The organism is Bradyrhizobium sp. Ai1a-2 (assembly GCF_000426245.1).
Classification (GTDB): Bacteria; Pseudomonadota; Alphaproteobacteria; order Rhizobiales; family Xanthobacteraceae; genus Bradyrhizobium.
Genome location: NZ_AUEZ01000017.1, coordinates 87,772 through 106,135 on the forward strand (window position 1 = coordinate 87,772; position 18,364 = coordinate 106,135).

The following is an 18,364-nucleotide window of genomic DNA, read 5'->3' on the forward strand; positions in this document are numbered from 1 at the left end:
GACTTTCTGATTTCGCGAGGTTGTGAGCGTTTCGGCAGTTGCCGACTCGCGCAAGCCCGTTTCGCACGACCTGATCTTGATTGCGCCCGGTACGCCGGGCGCCGGCGCCGCCGACGCCATCCGCCGGCGGCAGCCTTGGGGAGGAACAAGAAAAATGTGGAACCAAATCTACAACCCGCTCAACAACGCCGCGCTGTCGACGATCGCAGCCGCCGTTCCCGTGGTCACGCTGCTGGTCCTGATCGCCAGCGGCAAAGTGAAGGCGCATGTCGCCGCCATCATCGCCGTGATCGTGACCAACCTGATCACGATCTTCGTCTTCACCATGCCCACGAACATGTCGATCCGCGCCACACTGCTCGGCGTGGTGACCGGGTTCTTCCCGATCGGCTGGATCGTGCTGAACGTCATCTTCCTCTACCAGATCACGGTGGCGACCGGGAGATTCGAGCTGTTGAAGCGCGCGGTCGGCGGTGTCACCGAGGACCGGCGCCTGCAACTGCTCCTGATCGCGTTCGCGTTCGGCGCGTTCTTCGAAGGCGCCTCCGGCTTCGGCACGCCGGTTGCGATCACCGGCGCGATCCTGATCGGCCTCGGCTTCTCGCCGCTCGCGGCGTCCGGCCTGTCGCTGATCGCCAACACCGCGCCGGTTGCCTATGGCGCGCTGGGCACGCCGATCCAGGGCCTTGCCTCGGTGACCGGGCTCGATCCTTACGTGCTTGGCGCGATGGTCGGGCGGCAGTTGCCGCTGTTCTCGCTGATCGTGCCGTTCTGGGTGGTGTGGGCGTTTGCCGGCTGGCGCGGCATGAAGGACGTATGGCCGGCGATCCTGGTCACGGGCGTCTCCTTCGCGGTCCCGCAATTCGTGATCTCGAACTTCATCAATCCCTGGATCGTCGACATCGGCGCCTCGTTGATCTCGATGGGCTGCCTGATCCTGTTCCTGCGCGTCTGGCAGCCGCGGCAGCTATGGCTGTCGCCGGCGCTGCGCGGCCACGATGAATCGGCCGCGACCATGACGGCGCCGAAGGTGCTGGACAAGACGCCGCTCACGCAAGGCGAATTGTGGAGCGCGCTTCTGCCGTGGATCATCGTCTGCATCCTGATGCTGGTCTGGGGCAACGGCGCGTTCAAGACCTGGGCGAACGCCAATTTCGTGTGGAACTATCCGGTGCCCGAGCTCGACAAGCTGATCAACAAGGTGCCGCCGATCGTCGCCAAGCCGACGCCGGAAGGCGCCGTGTTCAGCTTCACCTGGCTGTCCTTCACCGGCACCGGCATGCTGATCGCGGCGATCATCTCGGGTCTCTTGATGGGCTTCTCGCCGATGCGGCTGATCACCGCATATGGCCGCACCATCCGCCTGTGCGCGATCTCGCTGATCACGATCTCGGCGATGCTCGCGATCGGCACGCTGACGCGGCTCTCCGGTGTCGACGCCACGCTCGGCTTGGCCTTCGCCGCAACCGGCGTGCTCTATCCCTTCTTCGGCACGCTGCTCGGCTGGTTGGGCGTGGCGCTGACCGGATCGGACACCGCCTCCAACGTGCTGTTCGGCAACCTGCAGAGGATCACCTCGGAGCAATTGGGCCTGTCGCCGATCCTGATGGCTGCCGCCAACTCCTCCGGCGGCGTCATGGGCAAGATGATCGACGCGCAATCAATCGTGGTCGCCTCGACCGCGACCAACTGGTACGGCCATGAAGGCTCGATCCTGCGCTACGTGTTCTTGCACTCGATCGTGCTGGCCTGCCTCGTCGGCATCTTCGTGACACTGCAGGCCTATGTCTACCCGTTCACGGAGATGGTCCTGAAGTAGCCACCAAAGTCAGGACAATCATCGTAGCCCGGGTGAAGCGCCAGCGTAACCCGGGTGCGTCCCTCTGATACCGATGTCCCGGGTTGCGCGTTCCGCTCCACCCGGGCTACGAACTCGTCTCCGGCCGACTTGGCCATTGTCAGACGCGTGCAATAACAGCGCATCGCTGATCTCAGAGAGAGTTCATGGTTTCACGGAATAGCACGAGGACTGCCTTTGCCTTGGCAGTGCTCGCGACCGCCATCGCCGCAAGTCCTGCGCGTGCCGACGAGGAGTTCCCCTTCGGTTTCGAAATGTCGCTCGATGCGTCACGGATGCCGGGCTCCAAGCGCATCCCCTCGCTCGACATCGGCGACAATGGCGAGGTGGTGCTGGAACTCTGGTGCAAGGGCGGCAAGGGTCAGTTCTCGGTTGCCGGCAACACCATCATCTTCGTTCCCGGCGCGATGGAGACGCGCAATTGCCCGCCTGAGCGCGCGCAAGCCGACGATGATCTGCTCGCCGCGCTCGGTGACGTCGCGACCTGGCGACGTCAGGGCGACCTCGTCACCCTGACCGGCTCGAAGACGCTGCGGTTCCGGCTCAACACGAATTAGAGCATGATCCGACTACGTCTCATCGGATCATGATCTAGCGCGTCGCAATCAATCCGTTGGCGGTGCCGACGATCCATTTGTCGCCCCAGCGCACGATCGTTTCGACGCGTCCGATTCCGGGAATCGTGTCGCCCCGTGCGGCCATCCGGATGCCATCGGGCCCGTCGAGAACAGCCGTTCCGTCCCGGACGTCGACAACCCTCCACCCCGGAATCGTCGTCGGCCGGGTTTCCGGTGCCGGCGCCAAAGATGGCTTTACCTGGGAAGCGGAGGAGACCGCGCCTGACGCGCGCGCCGGCAGGTGAGCGCTTGCCGGCGAAGGCCTGGGGATGCTTCCTACGACAGCGGGCGCCGCCATCTGCAGTTCTAATTTGGATGTGGTTTTTCGACTGCCGTCGATCCTGCCGGCCGGTCTTGCCTCAGCAGTTCGAGGCAGAGGCGTGTCTTTCTGGGCAATCGGGCTGAGCCCGAGCGCGTTTGCGAACTCGGGCCAGTTCAAACCTCCGGCCCATCCCAGGCCAAAGCTTGCCATCAGCGCCATCGCCGGCAGCGCGATGCTGCGTGCCCAATCGCCGTATGGCCCTCGCACCAGCAGAACGTCATCGCGATTCTGGTGCAAGACATCCGACAAGTGCGCCGGCTGCTCCGGCAACTCGCCGTCAGCTACATTCCCCGACCAGACGCTTCCAAGGGGACTCGGCTCGTGGCCCTGCATGGCGCGACTCACATTCGGCTACGCAATGATGGTTCCGGAAACTGAAGCGAACCTTAACGATCAACCGGACGAACTGCGTCGCGATGCCGCCTCGATCGCGGCCCCGCAGCCGGCGGCCGGCCATGCCCAACCGCCGCCATAGCCGCCGCCTCGGTCGTAAATGGAGCCGCCCGAATTCCATGTCAGGCTGCTGAAACAGGGGCCATCAACCTGAGGGGCTCTCCGGATTGTGATTAGACAGGCGCGAATTTTGGGACGGTCATGCCGGCGCAGTGGGAAAGTCGGTTGGCAGGCACGGAAATCTGCTGGTTAGCCCCGATGATTTGCCCCGCCTGACGGCCGGAATCGAAACCTCCGACGTGGGTATGTGACGCGATGGTTGTTCAGTCATCCCGTCTCAGCCACTTCGCAACGATGGAGAGGTCGCCATGGCCGTGAATCTCGTCTCTGTTGTCATGCAATATTTGACTCCTGACCTGATCGCCAAGATCGCGTCCTCCCTGGGGATTGATCGAGAGATCGCGCAAAAGGCGATAGGAGGCGCAGTCCCCGCACTGCTTTCGAACTTGGCGGAAGTCGCCTCCACCCCCGGTGGGGCCCGTCAATTGTCCAACACATTATCGCAGCAGCAACCTGAAGCGCTGGAAAGCCTGAAGAGTGCGATGGCTGGCTCCGGCCAGAAGGAGGTCGCGGAGAGCGGATCGGCCATGCTGGCCGGCATGTTTGGCGGCCGGGCGCTGGACACAACCGCCCAGGCCATCGCCAAGTTCGCAGGCATCGGCGAGGGCACCGGCAAATTGCTGACCGGCATGCTTGGCCCTCTCGTCCTCGGCGCCTTGGGACAGCATCAACGCAGCGCGGGTCTGGACGCGGGTGGGCTGACATCGCTGCTCAGCTCGCAAAAAGACCAGATCGCCGCAGAGCTTCCATCGGGTCTCGCCGATCAACTGAGCGCTGCCGGTATCATTGACCGGGCGGAGGACAGCGTGCGCAGCGGAGCTTCGGCGGCCGCGAGCCGCATAGGCGGCGCATCTGCGCGCTACACGCCAAGCAGCGCGATGTCGCAATGGCCCTATTGGTTGGGAGGCCTTGTCGTGCTGGGCGGTCTTCTCTGGTACGCCCTCGAACGCCCGGGTGAACAGACTGTCGCCGAGCAACCCGCCGCAACGCGTCCGGCAACCGGGACCGTCGGGGTCGCACCCGCGAATTTGACCGTTGATGGAGTCAACCTGGGCAGCCAGATCGATTCGTCCGTCAGCACCTTGAAGGCCTCGCTCTCAGGCATCACAGACGCGGCTTCCGCTCAAGCGGCTCTGCCCAGGATCAACGAGGCGGTAGCACAGTTGAACGATGTCAGCGCGCGCGCTGCAAAGCTGCCTCCCGAAGGACGAAGCGCACTCGCCAAACTGATCGTCGTGGTGACACCTTCGATCTACCAGATGTGCGACAAGGTCATGGCGACGCCGGGCGTCGGGCCCCTCGCAAAGCCGGCTATTGACGATCTTCGCGCAAGGCTGGACTCGTTGGCGAAGGCCTGAGCCTCGGCACTACCGAGAGCGCGCTCCCTCCCGTACCGCCTGACGGCATCGAGGCGGGCGCCTCGGCGCGTCCGCTCAGCTGTAACGGCCTACTTCCAGGCCGACTTGTCGGCGTCCCAGCGCTGGGCCTTGAATTCCTTCGCCAGCGCCTCGATGGAGCCGTTGTCATCGGGCGGCTCGCCGCCTTCCTCGTCGCCGACGGAGTCTTCCGAAAGGTTCAGCTTTGGACCTGAGCCTTCGTCGGCGGTGGTGACCACCGGGCTCGAGACCCACAGCATCAGCCTGTCTGACGTGCCGGGCTTGTCCGAGGATACCAGCGCCGAGATCTCGATGGTCTCGGTGAGGCCGAGCGCGGGATAGACCTGGCTCGGACGCTTGAAGGTCAATTTCAACTTGCCCGTGTTGGCGTTCCATGACGCCCCAGACGGTTTTGCCGTCAGCGTCTTGCTCAGCACGCCCGATATCGCGGACGCGATCTTGTCCCTGTTGATCTTGTCACCGGCGAGCCAGTCGGCGGCGGCGAAGCGGATGGTGCGGTCCATCTCGACGCTGCCCGTGGTCCAGCCGGCCGCGACCACGCCCGGCGTCGCCTTGGCCTTGGCGACGAGCGCCGCGGCCTGTTCCGGATCGACCGTGAGGTTGATGGTCTGCTCGCCGGCACGCAGCGCGTCGCAGGTGATGGCGAGGCTCGAGAGACCGACCTCGACGACCTGGCCCTTGAGGCTCTTCAGGAAATCCAGCGCCGCATCGAGCTTGACGCGCACGCCGACGGATTCGGGGGAGACCTCGGTAAAATCCTTCGGTGCCGGCGTGATGCCGTCATCGGTGGTCTGGCTTTCCTGAAATTCCCGCTCCGAAAGGTCGGTATTGTCGGAGGAGGCCACCTCTGTCACGGCCTGGCCGATCGTGATCTGGCCGCGGAATTCGAAACTGTCGCCGGTCGGCTTGCGCACGAGTTTCACCGTGACGGGCGATTTGTCATTCAGGCTCTGCGTCGTGCCGCTCAGGTTCTGGCCGCTGACGGCAAGGTTGACGACGAAGCGGTCCTTGCGGTCGGAACCTTTTTCCGCGGGGAAGCAGACGTCGAGCACCGCCGCGGTGACGTTCTTGCCCTGGCGGGTTTCCTTCAGCACCGCGTCGGCATTGCCCTCCATCAAGCCGTCGATCGAGGTGAAATAGCGCGTCTCGATCGCGCCCGGCGCGGTCTTGGACGGCAGCTTCATCTGGGCAAGAGCGAGGTCCGATGGGGCCGTGAGGAGGCCCACGAGGCAGAAGAGCAGGGCGCGCATATGAGGATTCCTTTGAGGAACAGAATCGCCAACGCGGTACCTAGCAAACCTTTGGTGAAAAAGAAGGCCGCGGCGGAGACGTAACTCAAAAATGCACGGTGGCCTGCCGAGGTCAACGGGGTCGGGTGCGCCCGCAATCGGAGACGGTCTTTGGCTAACCGGAGGAGTGCGCCGGGATGGTTGTGGTATTTGCTCGCTTCCGCTTCAGGCGCCGCACGACTGGAATTCCGGCGCTCGCCAACTGCTGAGGCAGGACCGCACGACGCCGACGCCAGGCGTCCGTTTCGTTCTTCAGCTTGGCGGCCCAACCGGCTTCGATCCCGGTTACCTTGTCAGCCACATCCGAGCCAGGCATGCATCCTCCGACAATCACGTAAAACAACAGTCGCGACGTTGCTGGCGCGATGACAGGCTTCCCTGTTGCGCTCGTGCATCCTGCGACGATCAGGATCATTGAATTCCCGAGCATGGGCTGCAGTTCCCTTGGCGGCGCCGGTCCGCAGCCTCGCGCTCCATGCTCGTCGAACGTCCCGCCCGAGGGAACGGAATCTCTGCAGCGATGGTTAGGCTCAACAGCAGTTCGGGAGTTCATCATAGCCATTGATGATCGAGAAGCCGACGCCTGCCCACCAGCGGTGGATACGTTGCGCCACTTTCTTATCAGGAAAATTCGGCAGCAGCTCCGCAGATCATGATCAAGCTCCGCATCGGTCCGGCAAAAGCATGATGCGAGTGAATGCGATAATGCGGTCGCCGCGGAAATGATCCCGATAAATTTCGTTTGGCTCCCGCAATCGGGCAGACGTTTTTGGTTGGCGTACGATAGCGGGATAAAATGGCAAATCGTTCCGCGTGTCTCGGAACTTGCGCGAGTGCATGAAGTTCATTGAGCGCCGCATGTCGCGGCGAGGAGAATCCAGATGAGGAAGATGCTTTTGCTTTCCGCGGCTGTCGCTCTGATATCCAGCGGTGCGTTCGCTCAGAGCACCGTCGTGACGACGACCGGGGCCGGACGTGCAGCGGTTCAGATCGAGCCGGAGTACCGCACCAGGATCAAGACCTATGTCACCGAGCATAAGGTTCGGCCGGTAACGACCAAGGAAAGGATCGTCGTCGGCGGGACGATACCGAGTGATGTCGAGCTCGAGGCTGTGCCGTCCGACTGGGGACCGTCGCTCACGAAGTATCGCTATGTCTATTCCGGTGAGCGCGTGATGCTGGTGGATCCCGGCACGCGCACCGTCGTTCAGGAAATCGATTGACGTAAGAGGAAGGCCGCCGTTAAGGCGGCCCTTCCTGTCCTGCAGTGGAGGGAAAATTGGAATCTCACCATGAGGCCCGGATCGTGGGCCTGAGCCTTGCCATGGTCTATGTCACCTGTCTTGTCCTCGCCGCCATCAGCCTGTCCTGATTAGCGAGCGGTCTCTGCGGATCGCAATCGTAACCAGCAGCAGCCCGCATCCATAACGCGGGCTGCTCGAACGATATTCAGGCCGAGGCGGAAAATGCGCGGAACCGCACTGTCGACGCGGAACGAAATGATGCTGTCTGCGTCTACACGTATGGAGCGCATTTTCCTCGCCGTCATAGTTTCAGGACTGGTGTTGCTTATAGCAGCCATGTCCTCGCTGGTCCTGCCGAACGACGCAACAGCTACGCTGGTGCGTCCGTTACCGGCGCACATTGCGGCGAAGGCCGAATTCAAGTCTGCCTCCGAGAGGACGTCTGCGCTGAATGTCCGGGATCGGCGTTGAAGCCCATCAGGGCGTTTTCGGGCGAGATGGATACCTGTTCGTCTGAAGAAAACGCGTCAGCACAGGAATCTGGATTTCGGCCCTGATCCAATCAAAACTGAACTCCAGTCCGGATGTGAAAAGGCCGCCCGGAGGCGGCCTTTGATTTGGTCGTGAGGGGTCGGGCTCAGAAGCCCATGCCGCCCATGCCGCCGCCTCCGGGCGGCATCGCCGGCGCCGGCTCCCTCGGCAGTTCGGCGACCATGGCTTCCGTCGTCACCAGGAGGCCGGCGACCGAGGAGGCGTCCTGCAGCGCGGTGCGCACAACCTTGGCGGGGTCGATGATGCCTTCCTCGACCATGTCGACATATTCCTCGGTCTGGGCGTCGAAGCCGAAGGTCTCCGACTTGTTCTCGAGGATCTTGCCGACCACGATCGAGCCTTCGACGCCGGCGTTTTCCGAAATCTGGCGCACGGGGGCTTCGAGGGCCTTCAGCACGATGTTGATGCCGGCCTGGACGTCCGAATTGTCGTTGGAGAGACGGCCGACCGCCTTCTTGGCGCGCAGCAGCGCCACGCCGCCGCCGGGCACGATGCCTTCCTGCACCGCGGCGCGGGTCGCGTTCAGCGCGTCCTCGACGCGGTCCTTCTTCTCCTTGACCTCGACCTCGGTGGCGCCGCCGACGCGGATCACCGCGACGCCGCCGGCTAGCTTGGCCAGCCGCTCCTGCAGCTTCTCGCGGTCGTAATCGGAGGTGGTCTCCTCGATCTGCGCCTTGATCTGGCCGACGCGCGCCTCGATGTCGGCCTTCTTGCCGGCGCCGTTGACGATCGTGGTGTTCTCCTTGTCGATCACGACCTTGCGGGCGCGGCCGAGCATCTTGATCGTGACGTTCTCGAGCTTGATGCCGAGCTCTTCGGAGATCAGCTGGCCGCCGGTCAGGACCGCGATGTCCTCCAGCATCGCCTTGCGGCGGTCGCCGAAGCCTGGCGCCTTGACGGCCGCGACCTTCAACCCGCCGCGCAGGCGGTTGACCACCAGCGTCGCCAGCGCCTCGCCCTCGACGTCTTCCGCGATGATCAGGAGCGGCCGGCCGGACTGCACGACTGCTTCCAGCACCGGCAGCATCGCCTGGAGGCCGGAAAGCTTCTTCTCATGCAGGAGGATGTAGGCGTCCTCGAGTTCGGCCGTCATCTTCTCGGCATTGGTGATGAAGTAGGGCGAGAGGTAGCCGCGGTCGAACTTCATGCCTTCGACGATGTCGACCTCGGTCTCCAGCGACTTGTTCTCCTCGACCGTGATCACGCCCTCATTGCCGACCTTCTGCATGGCCTGGGCGATCATCTTGCCGATCGCGGTGTCGCCATTGGCCGAGATGGTGCCGACCTGGGCGACCTCGGAGGAGGCGGCCACCGGCTTGGCGCGCTTTTCGAGGTCCTTGACCACGGCCTGCACCGCGAGGTCGATGCCGCGCTTCAGGTCCATCGGGTTCATGCCGGCGGCAACCGCCTTGCCGCCCTCACGCACGATCGCCTGCGCCAGCACGGTCGCGGTGGTGGTGCCGTCGCCCGCGGTGTCGTTGGTCTTGGAAGCGACTTCGCGCAGCATCTGCGCGCCCATGTTCTCGAACTTGTCCTCGAGCTCGATCTCCTTGGCGACGGTGACGCCGTCCTTGGTGATGCGCGGGGCACCGAAGCTCTTTTCGATGACGACGTTGCGGCCCTTCGGGCCGAGCGTGACCTTCACCGCATTGGCGAGGACATCGACGCCGCGCAGCATGCGCTCGCGGGCTTCTCCGGCAAATTTAACGTCTTTGGCAGCCATATCTTGCTCCTGGAATGATTGAGGACACTGGGCCGCGCACTCTTGTCGTCATTGCCGGGTTTGACCCGGCAATCCATCCTTGCTGACGAATGATGGATGCCCGGATCAAGTCCGGGCATGACAGCCGAGAGCGCGGCTGCTTCGCTTGAGTTTGCGGCTTAGACCAGTACACCCATGATGTCGGACTCCTTCATGATCAGGAGTTCCTCGCCGTCGAGCTTGACCTCGGTGCCCGACCATTTGCCGAACAGCACGCGGTCGCCGACCTTGACGTCGATGGGGATCAGCTTGCCGGTCTCGTCGCGGCCGCCCGGCCCGACGGCGGTGACCTCGCCCTGCGAGGGCTTTTCCTTGGCGGTATCGGGGATGATGATGCCGCCCTTGGACTTCTCTTCGGCTTCGATGCGCTTGACCACGACACGGTCATGCAGCGGGCGGAATTTGGATTTAGCCATGACGTTCCCTCTTGGAAGGCTCGGTTTCAGGTCTCATTCATCGGGGCCGGGGTTGAATGCCGGCCGACCGATGGCTCGCGGGCAGGCTATCCGGCGCATTAGCAATCGTCGCGCCAGAGTGCTAATTGTGGGCGGGAAATATGGCTTGGCGCCTTTCCTGTCAAGCAAAGTGCTTAAGGCCTTGGTGAGGCCAATATAGGATGCTGCAACCAAATCAAATTAGAGCCCGGGTTGGAGTTCTCACGTCATCGTTTCGACGTCATTGCTCTGCCTTACGTTTTACGCTTGGTTGCAGGACGGGTGCAGCCCAAGGTGCGGCCCAAGGATATTTCGGGGGAATACGGATGATCGGATCAGGTGACGCGCGCGCGGTTGCGAAATTTGCGACCGTCTCGGCGCTGACGCTTCTGTTGGGTGCGTGCAGCAGCGTCAACCTGCCGTCGCTGTCATCCAACCCGGGGCCCGAGCCGGAGGCGGCGCCGGAAATGCCCGCCACCATCCGTTCCGACGAGATCGTCGGCCGCTGGGGTCTGGCCTCCTATCAGAATCCGGCAGACCGCGCCCGCACCGAGAAGATGGCGCGCGACCAGTGCAAGCAGCCTTACGTGATCGGCGCCGGCCAGTCCGGTGGCGTGGTCATGCATCTCGCCGACCAGGCCACCCCGCAGGAACTGCGTCTGAAGGGCTCGCCGAGCGGCAAGAACTTTATCGGCCCGCCGGGTCCGGCGGGCGGCGAGCAGGACCGCGAGATCGTCTCCTTCGACGGCCGCGTCCTGGTTACCCGCTTCATCGACAAGGACGCCGCCACCCGCTACGGCAACATGGTCTACGTCCGCTGCGCGCCACGGGCGTGAGCCTGTTTTGTCATGCCCCGCGCAGGCGGGGCATCCAGTAATCACCGCTGTCAGTGCCTGTGCCGTGAGTCCGCCGCATACTGGATCGTCCGCCTTCGCGGAAGATGGCGGCGGAGGAGGTGCGGGCGAAAACAAAAACGCCGGCATCGCGCCGGCGTTTCGTTTTGTCTGGTACGACCTAACCGCTCAGCCGAACATCGCGTCGATATCGTCCTGCGAGGCGTGGCCCACGTCGCCGTCGAGCCTCGGGCCGTTGAGCAGGCGGGCATCGCCCTCGCGGGTATCGATGATCGGCGGCGCGTGCGCCTTGATGGCGTCGACACCGCCCCAGATCTCCATCATCGCATTGATGTGCTGCTCGATGAACTTCATCGTGGTCATCACCTTGCTGATGCGCTGGCCGGTGAGGTCCTGGAAGTTGCAGGCCTCGAAGATCGCCACGACGCGCTCCTGGACATCCTCGGCGAGCAGCTTCTGCTGTTCGGGCGAGGCGACCTTGGTCAGCGCGGTGGCGGCCTGGTCGATCGCTTCGGCCGCCTCGAGGATCTGCTGGGTAGCCTCTTCGGTGCCGCCGACGACGGCGCCGAGCTCGCCATTCACCTTGGCCATCTCCTGGCCGTCAAAGCTCTTGCCGTGCAGCACCGCGATCTCGCGCTTGGTGCGATTGATGGCGTCGTGGATCAGGTCGAGCTCGACCTTCAGCTTCTCGCACTGCTCGACCTGCGCGCGATAGGTCTCGAGCAGCGCATGCGCTTCGGCGATCTCGCGCGCCACCGCCGCCTCGGCGGCTTCGGTTGTGACCGGACGCTGGGCATGGACGCCGAGCGCCATCTGCGCGCGGATGGAGCGGAGCTCCGCCATGATCTCCCGATGCATCGGACCGATTTCGCCGCCCTCAACCGTAACCGGTGCCGGCATCGGCATGTCGCCCATAATGGCTTGTTCAACACGAAAACGCTTGCGACTAACTGACATGAGACTATTCCCGCCCCTTCACTCCTGCTGTTCTACGCAGAAGCGATTTAATAGGTAGTTCACGTCGGAATATTTTGCCGCGTGCGTTTCGCGCCGCGCCGCACACCGGCGATTAACCATGTGCATCGCGCATTTAAGCAAAATAAACGCTGATTTTGAAATCCACGCCCGATTACCGGCGTGGTGAATCCAAACGCGGATTCCGTTTACCAAACCGATGCGGTTTTGATTTTGATTGGTCGCATGCCACGGCGCCTTTGGCCGCGTGCAGCTGACGATTGACGAAACAGTACAGAGTACGTCGATGAAGAAAATAGTCTTTGCGCTTATTGCCAGCGCATCCTTCCTGCCTGCCGCGCCACATCAGGCGTTTGCGATTGACGGCGCGCCGCTCGCCCGGCCGACCGTGATCTACTCCTACCAGGCGCCGCCTCAACCGGTGCGCAGGGCTTCCAACCTCGGCGGCGGCTTTATCCAATTCCTGTTCGGCGACGGTCCCGACCAGGGCTACCCGCAATCCTACGAGCAGCAGCCGATGTATCAGCAGCAGCCGGGTTATTACGGCGGACGGCGCATGATGCTGCCGCCGATGGATCCGCAGATGATGCGTCAGGAGGAGGCGGCCGATCCCGCGCAGCGGCCGTTCGATCCTAAATATGAGAAGCAGCTTGTCGATTATGACGGCAGGGAAGCGCCGGGCACGATCGTCGTCGATACCCCGAACAAGTTCCTTTATCTCGTGCAGGCCGACGGCAAGGCGTTGCGCTACGGCATCGGCGTTGGCCGCCCGGGCTTCACCTGGTCGGGCGTCAAGACGATCTCTGCCAAGCGCGAATGGCCGGACTGGACGCCGCCGGCGGAAATGCTGGCGCGTCGCCCCGATCTGCCGCGGCATATGGTGGGCGGTCCGGAAAATCCGCTCGGCGCGCGGGCGATGTATCTCGGCTCCTCGCTCTATCGCATCCACGGCTCGAACGAGCCCTGGACCATCGGCACCAATGTTTCCTCCGGCTGCATCCGCATGCGCAACGAGGACGTCATCGACCTCTACGGCCGCGTCAACGTCGGCACCAGGGTGATCGTGATCTGAGTATCGACGACATGATGCTGTCGTCCCGGGCTTGACCCGGGGCCCATAACCACGAGCGTTCCTGATCTGCGAAGCTGTGGCCGCTTGTTCGCTTCACAACGCAAAGTCGGGGTTATGCGTCCCGGCTTTCGCGGGACGACGAAATGAAACGGCCGCCCGATCGGGCGGCCGTTCTGTTTTCAATCCGCCTGCGGCTTACGCGTAGTCGCTGCCGCCGTCGTCGCCGCCGTCATCGAACCCATCGTCGTCATCGTCGGGACCGTAGCCATCGTCGTCGTTATTGTTGTTGTTATCGTTATTGTTATTGTTGTTATTCGACGCCTGGTCGAAGAAGCCCGCGCGCGAGTCGCTGCTATCGCGGCCGCCGGAGCCGATGTCGTTGACGCCGGCATCGCGCGCAAGATCGCCGCCGGACTGGTCATTGCCCCACGGCTTGTTGTCGCCGAGATTGCCGGAATCCGCGAACGCCTGATGACCGCCGCCGCCGCCCATCAGCCCGCGGATGCTGTTCATCAAGAGCGAGCCACCGACCACGCCGGCGGCTGCCGCCGCCGCCGTGCCGAGGAACGAGCCGCCGCCACCGCCGAACGGACCCGCTTGCGGCGCGCCATAGGGCTGCGGCTGCTGGCCGTAAGGCGGCTGGCCATACGGTCCAGGTCCAGGACCCTGCGCCTGCTGCAGCGCCTGGCCGCTATTCCAGACCGGGCGGCTGCCACCCTCCGGCGGGCGCACCGGCGGAACCGAGCCGCGCGGCTGATTCTGGTTCTGGCCGAAGATCGCATCGCGCATCGAATCGAGGAAGCCGCCGCCTTGGCCCTGCTGCTGCGGTCCACCGCCGAGCTCTGCTTCCAGTTGCTGGATGTGGTCGTTGGCGCGCTTCAGCGCCTCGTCCTGCACCAGCGCGGTCTGCACCAGGGCATAGACGGCATTAGGCGCCTTGCGCAGCCCTTCCGAGATGGCGGCCAGCGCCTCCGGATCACGCGGGGCGCTCTCCAGCCTGGCGAGCCGGTCGAAGAGATCGTCGATCAGTTGGCGTTCTTGCGGGGTCATGGCCTTCTCCATCGCGTCGATTGCGTCGAAGCGCGAAACATGTAGGGCCGCCTTTGTGGCGCAAGGAGTGGGGCAGCGAATTAAATTTGCGTATGCGACAAAACGACCGGCGCGCCTTCAGGCGAGCGTAACATTGTTCGCCGCCAGCAGTTGCGGGAAGTGCTCGCTGCCGAGGTAGGCATGCTCATTTTCGCGCTGGGTCGTCAGGGGATCGAGCTCCTTGAGCATCTCGTCGACGAAGCCGGGATGGCACATCACGAGTCCGCCGTCGGGCAGTCCTTCGAGAAATTGTCGCATCAGGGGACCGAAGTCGGGCGATCCCGAAAAATCATAGGCCCCGGCAAAGGCGGGGTTGAAGGGAATGCCGGCGCGTCGTGCACGCTTCCTGAACTGCGCGCTCAGCGTATCCAGCACAAGTGCCTTCGGCGCGCGCAAGCGCTGCCCAAGAGGCCGGTTGCGTCCGCCCTGGCGCACCCAGGCTTCGGGTGCGGCTTCCTTCACGGCGCGCAAAAAGGCGTCGCGCACCTGTGGAAACAATTGCACGTGTTGGTGCCCGTCGACGAAGTCCGGCGCGCGGCCGAACATGTCCTTGAAGGTTGCAAGCTGCTCGACGAGCTCGGCATGGATCATCTCGCGATCGAGCCGCCGGAGCAGGCCGGCGCGCAACATTTTCGGGAACGGCAGGAACAGCCCGCCATTGACGGGCCGGAAATGCATGGTCAGCGGACGAAACGGCGCGCTCAGCGTCGCATGCAGCCCGACCGCGCAACGCGGGCTCTCGGCGGCAACGCTCTTGAGCGCCGCCACTTCGTCGCGGCCGATCGCCGCGCCCACCACCATCACCGAGGTCGCATTGAGACGGCCGCGTGCGATGAGATCGCGAATGCCGCGGTTGACGCCCTCGCTCAATCCGTAATCGTCGGCGCAGAGCCAGATCCGGCGCGGCTGCGCGGCGTCATTCATTCGGCCGCGGTCCGTTCGCTGCCGGCGGCAGTCGTATCGGTGTTCGCGCGTTTTTCACTATGCTCGGCGACGAAATAGATCGGCCGTGCCTTCAACTCTGAAAGGATCTTGCCGATATATTCGCCGAGGACGCCGATCATGATGAGCTGGACGCCGCCGATCGTCATCAACCCGATCACGAGTGAGGGATAGCCGGGTACCTGCTTGCCGGTCGTGAAGACCTCCCACAGGATCGACAGCCCGAACAGGAAGGCCGCGGTCGCCAGCAGCACGCCAAGCAGGCTCGCGAAGCGCAGCGGCGCCACCGAGAACGACGTCAGTCCTTCGATCGACAGGCCGATCAGCCGCGTCGCGCTGAAGGTGGTGACGCCATGCGCGCGCGGCGCCGGCTCGTAGTCGACCCTGATCTGGCGGAAGCCGATCCAGCTTGCCAATCCCTTGAAGAAGCGGTTGCGCTCGGGCAATTGCCGCAGCGCCGCCACCGCGCGCGGCGACAAGAGGCGGAAGTCGCCGGCATCTTCGGGGATCTTCTGGCGCGCGCCCCAGTTGATCAGCGCGTAGAAGCCGTGCACCGCAAACCTGCGCAGGAACGGTTCGTTGTCGCGATGCGCCTTCGCGGTATAGACGACGTCGTAGCCGTCATCGATCCAGTGCGAGACCAGTTTCTCGACCAGGCTGGGGGGATGCTGGCCGTCGCCGTCCATGAACAGCACCGCGCCGCGCCGGGCATGGTCGAGACCGGCCATCAGCGCCGCCTCCTTGCCGAAATTGCGCGACAGCGAGACTATCTGGACATCCAGCGTATCGGCGGAAAGCGAGCGCGCGATCGCAAGGGTGTCATCCTTGCTGCCGTCGTCGACATACACGACCTCGCAAGCGAGCCCATGGCGATCCTTCAGCGTCCGCGCCAGCCCGATCAATCGTTCGTGCAGCAGCGCGAGCCCAGCAGCCTCGTTATAAACGGGAACGACGATCGACAACCCTTTCGCCGCAGCATTCGCCGCGGTGGTGGTCAGGCCGGAAACGTCAGAGCCCAGCGTCATCGATCAGGTTCCAGGTTCTTGATCATGATCCGATTCGACGGAATCGGAGCATGCTCTCATCTCTTGTCTGAGCATGATCTCTGCGGAAAACCGGCTTCCACTTTTCCGGATCATGCTCGAAAACATATGGTACCGCCCGGTAGCTGTCGCCAAGATGAACGAGCGTGCGGCGTCATTGCCGCAGGAACGCCTCGAGCCGGGCGAACAACGGGTTCTCGCGGTCGAAGACATAGTCGAGCGAGACCACCGACACCGTATCGGCGCCGTGCTCGCGCAGGAAGCTGCCGAGCGCATAGAGATGGGCTGGTGGGCAGTGCAGCGTCAGCATGCCGGATGAGGTCGGCCCGCCGAACGGGGCGATCACGCCGAAGCGGTTGTGGGCTTCCGCGAGCAATGCTGCATCGCATCCTTTGAAGCGGGTGCGGACCTCGCGATATTTGTTTGCCCGGGCGCGGGCGGCGATGTGATCCAGGATGACGCGCGCGGCTTCGCGGGCCTCGGTCGACCAGTCGGCATCCTTCGAGGCGACGAGGTTGGCCTGGCTGCGCAGGATCACGCCGTCGTCGAGTACCTTCAACCCGTTGGCGGCGAGCGTCGCGCCGGTCGTGGTGATGTCGACGATCAGTTCCGCGGTGCCGACCGCGGGCGCACCCTCGGTCGCGCCGGCGCTCTCCACGATGCGATAGTCGAGGATGCCGCGGGAGGCGAAGAAGGTGCGCGTCAGGTTGATGTACTTGGTCGCGATCCGCATCCGCCGGTGATGTTGCTCGCGGAATCCGATAGTGACGTCGTCAAGATCGGCCATGGTACGGACGTCGATCCAGGCCTGCGGCACTGCAACCACCACATTGGCGTAGCCGAAGCCGAGGCCGTCGATCAGGTGCACGCGCTTGTCGGCGTCGGCGATGCTCTCGCGCACGAGGTCCTCGCCGGTGACGCCGAGATGCACCATGCCCCGCGCGAGCTGCGAGGCGATCTCGCTCGCCGAGAGATAGGCGATCTCGACATTGTCCAGCCCCGCGATGGTGCCGCGATAATCGCGTGCGCCGCCGGGTTTGGACAGCGTCAATCCTGCGCGGGCGAAAAACGCCTCGGCGTTTTCCTGCAGGCGTCCTTTCGACGGGACGGCGAGAACGAAGGGCGCGCTCATGCCTTGCCTCCGCGGAGAGGCTTGCCATGTTGCGTCAGCGTCTCGATCCAGACGGAGAAGCCGACCGCCGGAATCGGCTCGACCGAGCCGAGCTGCGTCATCAATCCATCATAGCGGCCGCCGGCGACCAGCGGCTCGGCGCCGTTGCCCTTGGCGTGCAATTCGAACTCGAAGCCGGTGTAGTAATCAAGCCCGCGCCCGAACGAGGTCGAGAAGCGCGTCTTGCTGGTATCGATGCCGCGCGCGGCCATGAAACCGACGCGGCGTTCGAGCTCGTCGATCGCGCCGGAGAGGTCGAGCCTGGCGTCCTCAGCCAACGCGCGCAGTTGCGCGATGGCGTCGTCCGGCTCGCCCGCGATCGACAGGAAGCGCTTGATGGTGGCGATGGCGTCGCGCGGCAGCGCGCCGGCCTTCAGCGTTGATTGTTCGAGGAAACGGTCGGCGATCTCGGCGACGGTGCGGCCGCCGACATTGGTGGCGCCGGCGATCGACATCAGGTCGGTGACGAGCGCCAGCGCCGCCTTGCGGTCGGAGCCGGCAAGGGCCGCCAGCACACCCTGATATTCGTTGCGGCCGTGACCGCCCGCCAGCGTCAGCCGCTCGATGTCCTCGGTGAGGTTGACCTTGCGGTTGAAATCCTTGATCAGGCGGCGGCGCCACACCGGGTAGAGCCCCAGCGTCTCGATCAGCGCGTTGAACAGGGCGACGTCGCCGGTGCGGATCTCGACGTCGGTCAGTCCAAAGGCCGCCGTCGCCTCCAGCGCCAGCGCCAGCATCTCGGCATCCGCCGCGGCGCGGTCCTGCCGGCCGAATGATTCGATGCCGGCCTGCAGGAACTCGCTGGGCTGGCCGTCGCGATAGCGGAATACCGCGCCGAGATAGCTGAAGCCGGCCGGCTTTCCGGCCTCTGATGAGGTGAGGTAATCGCGTGCCACCGGGATGGTCAGGTCTGGGCGCAGGCACAGTTCCTCGCCGCCGGGATCGGTGGTGAGGTAGAGGCTCTTGCGGATACCCTCGCCGGAGAGGTCCAGGAACGGCTCGGCCGGCTGCAGGATCGCCGGCTCGGACCTGATGTAACCGGCCTGCGCAAATGACAACAGCAGCGCGTCCGCCCATGCGGCGGAGGAGGCGGCACCGCGTGTGGTGGCGGTTACGGTCATCTCGACGTCCAAATAGCCCGAAAACGGGTTCCCGAAGTGGCACAAGGGTTTGCCGCCGAGCCCTTAGCACGGCAAAAGCGTTGTTTCGACCGGCATCGGCCAAATCGCT

At 64.0% G+C, this 18,364-nt stretch carries 17 protein-coding genes; 6 read left to right on the plus strand and 11 right to left on the minus strand.

What is annotated here, in order from left to right; translation table 11 throughout:
• The first annotated feature begins 154 nt into the window (after positions 1 to 154).
• Positions 155 to 1,819, plus strand: a complete 1,665-nt coding sequence (locus K288_RS0114245) for an L-lactate permease (RefSeq protein ID WP_027580168.1) — start codon at positions 155 to 157, stop codon at positions 1,817 to 1,819.
• A 185-nt stretch (positions 1,820 to 2,004) separates the two neighbouring features.
• Positions 2,005 to 2,415, plus strand: coding sequence for an META domain-containing protein (locus K288_RS0114250; protein ID WP_027580169.1), 411 nt, complete (start codon positions 2,005 to 2,007; stop codon positions 2,413 to 2,415).
• A 34-nt stretch (positions 2,416 to 2,449) separates the two neighbouring features.
• On the opposite strand, the gene K288_RS0114255 is transcribed toward K288_RS0114250, so the two are convergent.
• On the minus strand, positions 2,450 to 2,956 hold the full coding sequence (locus K288_RS0114255; RefSeq protein ID WP_152535517.1) for a hypothetical protein: 507 nt from the start codon (positions 2,954 to 2,956) through the stop codon (positions 2,450 to 2,452).
• 602 nt (positions 2,957 to 3,558) lie between these two features.
• On the opposite strand from K288_RS0114255, the gene K288_RS0114265 reads away from it, so the two are divergent.
• Positions 3,559 to 4,668 carry a DUF937 domain-containing protein gene (locus K288_RS0114265; protein ID WP_027580171.1) on the plus strand — a complete coding sequence of 370 codons (1,110 nt, stop codon included), beginning with the start codon at positions 3,559 to 3,561 and terminating at the stop codon, positions 4,666 to 4,668.
• Between the two features lie 89 nt (positions 4,669 to 4,757).
• Here the strand turns inward: K288_RS0114265 and K288_RS0114270 are convergent, their stop codons facing one another.
• Complete coding sequence (locus K288_RS0114270; RefSeq protein ID WP_027580172.1) at positions 4,758 to 5,957, minus strand: hypothetical protein; 1,200 nt, start codon at positions 5,955 to 5,957, stop codon at positions 4,758 to 4,760.
• Between the two features lie 154 nt (positions 5,958 to 6,111).
• A complete protein-coding gene (locus tag K288_RS0114275) occupies positions 6,112 to 6,411 on the minus strand; it encodes a hypothetical protein (protein ID WP_027580173.1) in 300 nt (99 codons plus the stop codon).
• 466 nt (positions 6,412 to 6,877) lie between these two features.
• On the opposite strand from K288_RS0114275, the gene K288_RS0114280 reads away from it, so the two are divergent.
• Entirely contained in the window at positions 6,878 to 7,219 is a 342-nt protein-coding gene (locus tag K288_RS0114280) for a DUF1236 domain-containing protein (protein ID WP_027580174.1), read from the plus strand.
• Positions 7,220 to 7,877: 658 nt separating this feature from the next.
• On the opposite strand, the gene groL is transcribed toward K288_RS0114280, so the two are convergent.
• Positions 7,878 to 9,515 (minus strand): chaperonin GroEL, encoded by a 1,638-nt coding sequence (gene groL / locus K288_RS0114290; protein ID WP_027580176.1) that lies wholly within the window; start codon positions 9,513 to 9,515, stop codon positions 7,878 to 7,880.
• A gap of 158 nt (positions 9,516 to 9,673) precedes the next feature.
• Positions 9,674 to 9,970, minus strand: coding sequence for a co-chaperone GroES (locus tag K288_RS0114295; RefSeq protein WP_027580177.1), 297 nt, complete (start codon positions 9,968 to 9,970; stop codon positions 9,674 to 9,676).
• A gap of 344 nt (positions 9,971 to 10,314) precedes the next feature.
• On the opposite strand from K288_RS0114295, the gene K288_RS0114300 reads away from it, so the two are divergent.
• Positions 10,315 to 10,824 (plus strand): hypothetical protein, encoded by a 510-nt coding sequence (locus K288_RS0114300; RefSeq protein ID WP_027580178.1) that lies wholly within the window; start codon positions 10,315 to 10,317, stop codon positions 10,822 to 10,824.
• Between the two features lie 186 nt (positions 10,825 to 11,010).
• Here K288_RS0114300 and K288_RS0114305 read toward each other — a convergent pair whose 3' ends face one another.
• On the minus strand, positions 11,011 to 11,799 hold the full coding sequence (locus K288_RS0114305; protein ID WP_027580179.1) for a protein phosphatase CheZ: 789 nt from the start codon (positions 11,797 to 11,799) through the stop codon (positions 11,011 to 11,013).
• Positions 11,800 to 12,103: 304 nt separating this feature from the next.
• Here K288_RS0114305 and K288_RS0114310 point away from each other — a divergent pair, with 304 nt between their 5' ends.
• Positions 12,104 to 12,889, plus strand: coding sequence for a L,D-transpeptidase (locus K288_RS0114310; RefSeq protein ID WP_027580180.1), 786 nt, complete (start codon positions 12,104 to 12,106; stop codon positions 12,887 to 12,889).
• Between the two features lie 195 nt (positions 12,890 to 13,084).
• Here the strand turns inward: K288_RS0114310 and K288_RS0114315 are convergent, their stop codons facing one another.
• The 5 genes from K288_RS0114315 to K288_RS0114335 form a co-directional block, all read right to left on the minus strand.
• Positions 13,085 to 13,939, minus strand: coding sequence for a DUF2076 domain-containing protein (locus K288_RS0114315; protein WP_027580181.1), 855 nt, complete (start codon positions 13,937 to 13,939; stop codon positions 13,085 to 13,087).
• A 117-nt stretch (positions 13,940 to 14,056) separates the two neighbouring features.
• Positions 14,057 to 14,902, minus strand: coding sequence for a ChbG/HpnK family deacetylase (locus tag K288_RS0114320; protein ID WP_027580182.1), 846 nt, complete (start codon positions 14,900 to 14,902; stop codon positions 14,057 to 14,059).
• Positions 14,899 to 15,945 (minus strand): glycosyltransferase family 2 protein, encoded by a 1,047-nt coding sequence (locus K288_RS0114325; RefSeq protein ID WP_027580183.1) that lies wholly within the window; start codon positions 15,943 to 15,945, stop codon positions 14,899 to 14,901. The genes K288_RS0114320 and K288_RS0114325 overlap by 4 nt, the downstream gene beginning before the upstream one ends.
• A gap of 172 nt (positions 15,946 to 16,117) precedes the next feature.
• The gene (gene hisG / locus K288_RS0114330; RefSeq protein WP_027580184.1) at positions 16,118 to 17,095 is read right to left on the minus strand and encodes an ATP phosphoribosyltransferase; all 978 of its coding nucleotides are present in this window, start codon (positions 17,093 to 17,095) and stop codon (positions 16,118 to 16,120) included.
• Entirely contained in the window at positions 17,092 to 18,255 is a 1,164-nt protein-coding gene (locus K288_RS0114335) for an ATP phosphoribosyltransferase regulatory subunit (protein ID WP_027580185.1), read from the minus strand. The genes hisG and K288_RS0114335 overlap by 4 nt, the downstream gene beginning before the upstream one ends.
• Positions 18,256 to 18,364: the final 109 nt, after the last annotated feature.